The organism is uncultured Intestinimonas sp. (assembly GCF_944387725.1).
GTDB lineage: Bacteria > Bacillota > Clostridia > Oscillospirales > Oscillospiraceae > Intestinimonas.
The window spans coordinates 1-6,585 of sequence record NZ_CALXGA010000091.1 but is presented as its reverse complement, the minus strand read 5'-3'; the positions used below and the strand labels follow the sequence as shown (position 1 = coordinate 6,585).

Genomic DNA, 6,585 nt, shown 5'->3' with positions numbered 1-6,585 from the left:
CATTCCCGTGTAGAGCGGCGCAATCTCCGCCCACTGTTCATCCGTCAAGTCGCTCGGGTACGCCTTGCGTTTCTTTTATATCCACATTTTGCTACTTCTTTCCCCATTTGTGAATACGGCTTCTAAATGTGCATTCGCAAACAAGCCCTAATTGCCCCGGCGGCTGCGCGCCCTGCTTACGCGTTTTGCAGGGCGCGCAGCTTTTCTCTGTCGGTGAGCTCCACGACGCCGCGGGCCAGCCTGACCATGCCCTCGGTCTGGAAATAGCGGAGCATCCGGGTGACCACCTCTCTGGCCGTCCCCAGATGGTTTGCAATGGCCTCGTGGGTGATGCGGAGGGAGGGAGTCTCCTCCAGGGCGCTCTCCTCCAGGAGAAATTCCGCAAGCCGCCGGTCAAACCGCTTCCACAGGACCTGCTCCATCAGCCACATTACTTCAGAAAAGCGGGAGGCCATGATCTCATTGGTATAATTGGACAGGGGAGCCGATTCTTCCATGATCCTGCGGTAGACCTCGGCGGGAATGACCTGGAGCTGGGTATCCTTTTCCGCCTCGATGGTGAGGGCAAACTGGATGCTGTGCATGATGCAGGAGGCGGAAAACAGGCAGATATCCCGGTCAAACAGCCGGTAGAGGGTGATCTCCCGGCCCTCCTCCGAGAGGATATAAGCCCGGAGCCGTCCGCACGCCACCAGAAGCAGTCCCGTACAGTCCCCGCTTCCGCCGTGGCGCATGGCCCCCTTTTGCAGGGAGACCTCCGTGGCGGCGGCGGTCAGCTCGGCCTGCTGCGCCGGGGTCAGCTTGGCCCAGATGGGGAAAAAGACAGAAAGGTCTATGGTCAGCACCTCCTTGATGTATCCCGCGGCCTGACCGGCCGGAACCGAAGGCCGCCGCAGACGGCGGAATGCGTTCCGCAGCCGCCGGTTTTGGCGATTGTGGAACGCATTGCGGGGCGATGCCGTGGGAGTCAACCGCTTTTGGGGGACTTCCGCAGACATTATTATAGAAAAGGCATGGGGAGATGTCAAGCCGATGGGGAATGCTCAATGCCGTAAGGTAACACAGACAAGAGAACAGACAGTTCCTCCGCTATTCCATAAAATAAGAAGGGCTTTGCGGGATAATCAAAAGAAAGGGCAAATCCGCATGATAGTGTGCGGATTTGCCCTTTTTCTGTTCCATCCGTGCCGATGCCCCATAGACCGCCGCCGGCTCCCGCAGCTCATCCCGCAGGGGACAGCGGAAGGGGGCGATGCCGTACTGCCCCGCCGTTGCCCAGGCAGGTGAGGTAGGTCCGGTAGTCCTCCGGCAGGCGGAACTCCATCAGCTCCTCCCCAGCTCCAGGCGAACCATCAGTGGGCCTCCTTCTCCCCTCACGCCTGGGCCGGCAAGCCGTATTCCCTGGCCAGATTCTCGAAGATGGGCAGGGCCCGTTCCACCTTGTCGGTGCCGGTGCAGAAGGCAATGCGGCACCAGCCGGGGCAGGCGAAGTCGTCGGCGGGAGGGAAGAGGAGGTCATAACCCTGGGCCCGCTTACAGAAGGCGTTGGCGTCGGGTTCCGGGGACTTGAGGAAGAGGTAGAAGGTGCCGCCGGGCTCCACGCAGGTGTAGCCCAACCGGGTCAGGCCCTGGTAGAGCAAGTCCCGGTTGGTCTGGTAGACCGTGAGGTCGGCGGTGAGGCCGTCACAGGCCGCCGCGACCCGCTGGAAGAGGCTGGGGGCGTTGACATAGCCCAGGGCCCGGCCGGCGCCGCAGATGGCGGCGTAGACCTCCTGCCGCAGGGCCACCTTCTCCCCCACCAGGATATAGCCGATGCGCTCGCCGGGCAGGGAGAGGGACTTGCTGTAGGAGTAGCAGACCAGAGTGTCATCGTAGTAGGCGGGGAGCCAGGGAGCGGTGAAGCCGGCGAAGACCAGCTCCCGATAGGGCTCGTCGGAAATGAGATAGATGGGGTGGCCGTACTCGGCCGCCTTCCGGCGCAGCAGATCGGCCATGGCCTGGATAGTCTCCGCGCTGTAGACCACGCCGGAGGGGTTGTTGGGGGAGTTCACCACTAGGGCCTTGGTCCTGTGGGTAATGGCGGCCTCCAGCGCCTGGAGATCGGGCTGGAAGGTGGCGTAGTCCGGGGGGACCACCACCGGCGTCCCGCCGTTTTCCCGGACGAAGATGTCGTACTCAGTGAAGTAGGGGGCCAGCAGCAGGAACTCGTCCCCCGAGCAGGCCAGGGCCCGGAAGCAGCAGCACAGCCCCGCCGCCGCACCTACAGTGAAGTAGAGGTCGTCGGCCTTGTAGGACATGCCGAACCGCCGGGTGAGGGAGGCGGCCAGGGCCTCCCGGGCCTCCAGGTCGCCCTGGGCGGAGGTGTAGGCGTGAATGTCGGCCTCCCTGGCTTGCAGGAGCTCCCGAATGGTGTCATTGACCTGGGCGGGGGGCAGCACGCTGGGGTTGCCCAGGGAGAAGTCCAGCACATTCTCGGCCCCCACCTCCCGGGCCCGCAGGAGTCCGTACTCCCGGATCTCCCGCATGACGTTGCGGCGGCTGCCCAGCTGGACCATATTTTCCGGTAAATAACTCATAATTCTGCCTCCAAATCTACACAGCATCGCGCCAAAGGGTGCGCTCCGCCCGGCTCAGTCTGGCTTGATGGTCAGCAGCAGCTCCCCGGCCTTCACTGAGGTGCCGTCCTTGACCAGAACCTGTTCCACAGTGCCCGTCAGCCGGGCCACCACCGAGGTCTCCATCTTCATGGCCTCGATGAGGGCCACCACCTGGTTCTCCTCCACGTGGTCCCCCGCCTTTACCGAGACCTTGGAGACCATGCCGGGGATGGAGGCCCCCACCTGGCTCTTGTCCTCGGGGTCGGCCAGGGTCACCGGATGGACCTGAACCTGGGCGTGCTTGTCGGGTACCGCCACAGTGCGCCCCATGCCGTTGAGGTCAAAGTGGACGTTCCGGGTGCCATCCTCGTTGAGGTCGCCCAGGCCCAGGAACTTGATGGCCAGGGTCTTGCCGTCCTCAATGCTGAGCATGTTGGTCTCTCCCAGGGCCATGCCGTTGAAGAAAATGTGGCTGCTCATGCGGGTGATGTAGCCGTACTCGTCCCGGTGGCTGCGGTACTCCTCATAGACCTTGGGGTAGAGGCAGTAGGAGAGCATGGCCCGCATGTTGATGCGCTCCTCTCCCATAAACACGCGCATCTGCTCCCGGACCTGGTCGAAGTCCGCGGGGGGCAGCAGCTCGCCGGGGCGGCAGGTGATGGGCTCCTCCCCCTTGAGCACCACCTTCTGGAGCTCCGGCGGGAAGCCCCAGGCGGGCTGGCCCATCATGCCCTTGAAGTAGCTCACCACCGAGTCGGGGAAAGCCAGAGCCTCCCCCCGCTCCACGATATTTTCCGGGGTTAACTCGTTCTGAACCATGAAGATGGCCAGGTCCCCCACCATCTTGGAGGAGGGGGTCACCTTCACAATGTCCCCCAGCATCTCGTTGACGGTCTTGTACATCTCCTTCACTGCCTCGAACTGGTGGCCCAGGCCCAGGCTCTCCACCTGGGAGCGGAGGTTGGAGTACTGGCCGCCAGGCATCTCATAGCGGTAGATGTCGGTGGAGGGATTCTTAATGCCCGTCTCAAAGGAGGCGTACCGCTCCCGGACGTCGGCCCAGTAGTCGGAGAGCTTCTGAAGCCGCTGGGGGTCCAGGCCGGTGTCCCGCTCCTGGCCCTGAAGGGCGGTGACCACGGCGTTGAGGGAGGGCTGGCTGGTCATGGAGGACATGGAGTCGATGGCGCAGTCCACGATATCCACCCCGGCCTCGGCGGCCATAAGGTAGGCTGCCACCTGGTTGCCCGAGGTGTCGTGGGTGTGGAGGTGGATGGGCAGGCCCACCTCCTCCTTCAGGGCCTTCACCAGCTTCTGGGCGGCATAGGGCTTGAGGAGGCCGGACATGTCCTTGATGCAGAGGATGTGGGCCCCCCGCTTTTCCAGCTCCTTGGCCATGTCCACATAGTATTTCAGGGTGTAGCGGTCCCGCTTGGGGTCCAGGATGTCGCCGGTGTAGCAGATGGCGGCCTCGCAGACCTTGTTCTGCCTGCGGACCTCCTCCATGGCCACCTCCATGCCCGGAATCCAGTTCAGGGAGTCGAAGACCCGGAAGATGTCAATGCCGCTCTTGGCCGCCTCCTGGACAAAGGCCCGGATGACGTTGTCGGGGTAGTTGGTATAGCCCACGGCGTTGGCCCCCCGGAGGAGCATCTGGAAGGGGATATTGGGGATGGCCCGGCGGAGGATGTCCAGCCGCTCCCAGGGGGACTCGTGAAGGAAGCGGTAGGCCACATCAAAGGTGGCGCCGCCCCACATTTCCAGGGAAAAGGCGTCGGACAGGATTTCAGAGGTGCCCTGGGCCCCCAGGGCCATGTCCCGAGTGCGGACCCGAGTGGAGAGGAGGGACTGGTGGGCGTCCCGCATGGTGGTGTCGGTGACCAGGAGCTTCTTCTGGTCCTTCACCCAGTCCCGCAGGGCCTCGGGGCCCTTCTCATCCAGGAGCTGCTTGAGGCCGGGGCCCCGCTGCCCGGTGACTGGCGGGAACCGGGGGATGTCCAGCTGCCGCCGCTCGGCGGAGGGGTTGTCCACCTGTTTTTGGGCGATGTACCGCAGGACCTTGTTGGCCCGGTCCTGGCCGTAGCGCATCTCGAAGAGCTCCGGGGTCTCGTCGATGAACTTGGTGTGGCACTGGCCGGAGCGGAAGGTGGGGTGGGTGAGGATGTTGGTGATAAAGGGGATGTTGGTCTGGACGCCTCGGATGTGCTCCTCCCGGACGGCCCGGGCGGCCCGGCGGCAGGCCCCCTCGAAGGTGTTGTCCCAGGTAGTGACCTTTACCAGCAGAGAGTCGTAGTAGGGGGAGATGACCGCCCCGGCGTAGGCATTGCCGCCGTCCAGCCGGACCCCGCAGCCGCCGCCGGAGCGGTAGGCGGTGATCCTGCCGGTGTCAGGCGCGAAGTTGTTGGCGGGGTCCTCGGTGGTGACCCGGCACTGGATGGCAAAGCCGTTGATGCGCAGGTTGGACTGCTCCCCCATGCCGATGTAGGGGTGGGAGAGGGGCTGGCCCTCGGCGATGAGAATCTGGGCCCGCACCAGGTCAACGCCGGTGACCTGCTCGGTGACGGTGTGCTCCACCTGAATGCGGGGGTTCATCTCGATGAAGTAGTGGTTCCCGCTCTTGTCCACCAGGAATTCCACGGTGCCGGCGTTGACATAGCCCACATGCTTTGCGATCTTCACGGCGTCGGCCCGGAGCCGCTCCAGGGTATCCTGGGGGACGCTCCAGGCGGGGGCGAACTCCACCACCTTCTGATAGCGGCGCTGGAGGGAGCAGTCCCGCTCCCCCAGGTGGACCACATTGCCGTACTGGTCCCCCAGGATCTGGACCTCGATGTGCTTGGGCTCCACCAGGAACTTCTCAATGAAGATGTCCTCGTTGCCGAAGGCCTTCCGGGCCTCGTTCTTCACCAGCTCAAACTCCCGACGGACGTCCTCCTCGCTGTCACAGCGGCGCATCCCCCGGCCGCCGCCGCCGGCAGCCGCCTTGAGGATGATGGGAAAGCCGTAGGAGAGGGCCTTTTCCACCGCCTCGTCGGCGTCCTTCAGGGGGGTGGTGGAGCCGGGGATGGTGGGCACGCCGCAGGCGATGGCCGTGGCCTTGGCCGCCAGCTTGTCCCCCATCTGGGCCAGAATGGCGGAGCTGGGGCCGATGAAGGTGATACCCGCCTCCTCGCAGGCCCGGGCAAAGTCCGGGTTCTCGCTGAGGAAGCCGTAGCCCGGGTGGATGGCGTCCACCTGGCGGCGCTTGGCCAGGTCGATGATGGCCGGGATGTCCAGGTAGGCCCCCAGGGGGGACTGGTTCTCGCCGATGAGGTAGGCCTCGTCGGCCCGGGTGCGGAAGAGGCTGTAGGTGTCCTCGTTGGAGTACATGGCCACGGTGCGCAGCTCCAGGTCGTAGCAGGCCCGGAAGATGCGGATGGCGATCTCTCCCCGGTTAGCGATGAGTACCTTTTGGAACTTGTGTCCTGACACGTTGCGGTTCCTCCCTTTCGTTTTCAGGCTGGCCGTGCTGCGAAAAAAGGGGAAGACGCCCCGCCCCTCGCGCCGGCAAAAAGTTTGCCGGAATCTCACGGTCGAATTGTAAACTGTATCTATTATACGATAAAGTGACAAAGGATGCAATCGCTTTCTTCCCCAACGACATCCTTCCCCATGCTAAGCCCGCCGGAGGAGGTCCCGTCCCAAAGCGCGGCGGGCTCCAGATAGGGGGCCTGTGCCCATATCATGATAAGCCTGCCGGTTTCATCGAGGACGGGCTTCTTGGTAAACTCGTCATGCGCTAAGAGAAGGGATTGCCCGGCGGCTCCGCAGCCGGCGGTTTTAGCGTTGATATGCTTGCGCACTGCCAACCACGTCGCCGATTGAGCTCTTCCCGGAAAGACGGACACGAAAAACGTGGAAAAAGCAGAATGAATCTTAGGGCTTGTTTGAAAAATAAAAGTTGCACAAAAGGAGCAAATATGCGAAACTAAAAGGTATGAAACGCTATGAA

The 6,585-nt window shown here is 63.3% G+C and carries 3 protein-coding genes and 1 pseudogene; all 4 read right to left on the bottom strand.

Annotation, left to right across the window (positions count from 1 at the left end; all coding sequences use genetic code 11):
* Positions 1-176: 176 nt before the first annotated feature.
* Positions 177-836, bottom strand: a complete 660-nt coding sequence (locus tag Q0K09_RS10095) for a Crp/Fnr family transcriptional regulator (protein ID WP_294475886.1) — start codon at positions 834-836, stop codon at positions 177-179.
* Positions 837-1,373: 537 nt separating this feature from the next.
* Positions 1,374-2,576, bottom strand: coding sequence for a pyridoxal phosphate-dependent aminotransferase (locus Q0K09_RS10090; RefSeq protein ID WP_294475884.1), 1,203 nt, complete (start codon positions 2,574-2,576; stop codon positions 1,374-1,376).
* 54 nt (positions 2,577-2,630) lie between these two features.
* Positions 2,631-6,065 carry a pyruvate carboxylase gene (locus tag Q0K09_RS10085; protein WP_294475882.1) on the bottom strand — a complete coding sequence of 1,145 codons (3,435 nt, stop codon included), beginning with the start codon at positions 6,063-6,065 and terminating at the stop codon, positions 2,631-2,633.
* Between the two features lie 254 nt (positions 6,066-6,319).
* Positions 6,320-6,442: pseudogene (locus tag Q0K09_RS10080) on the bottom strand (conjugal transfer protein TraI); the annotation flags it as partial.
* Between the last annotated feature and the right edge of the window lie 143 nt (positions 6,443-6,585).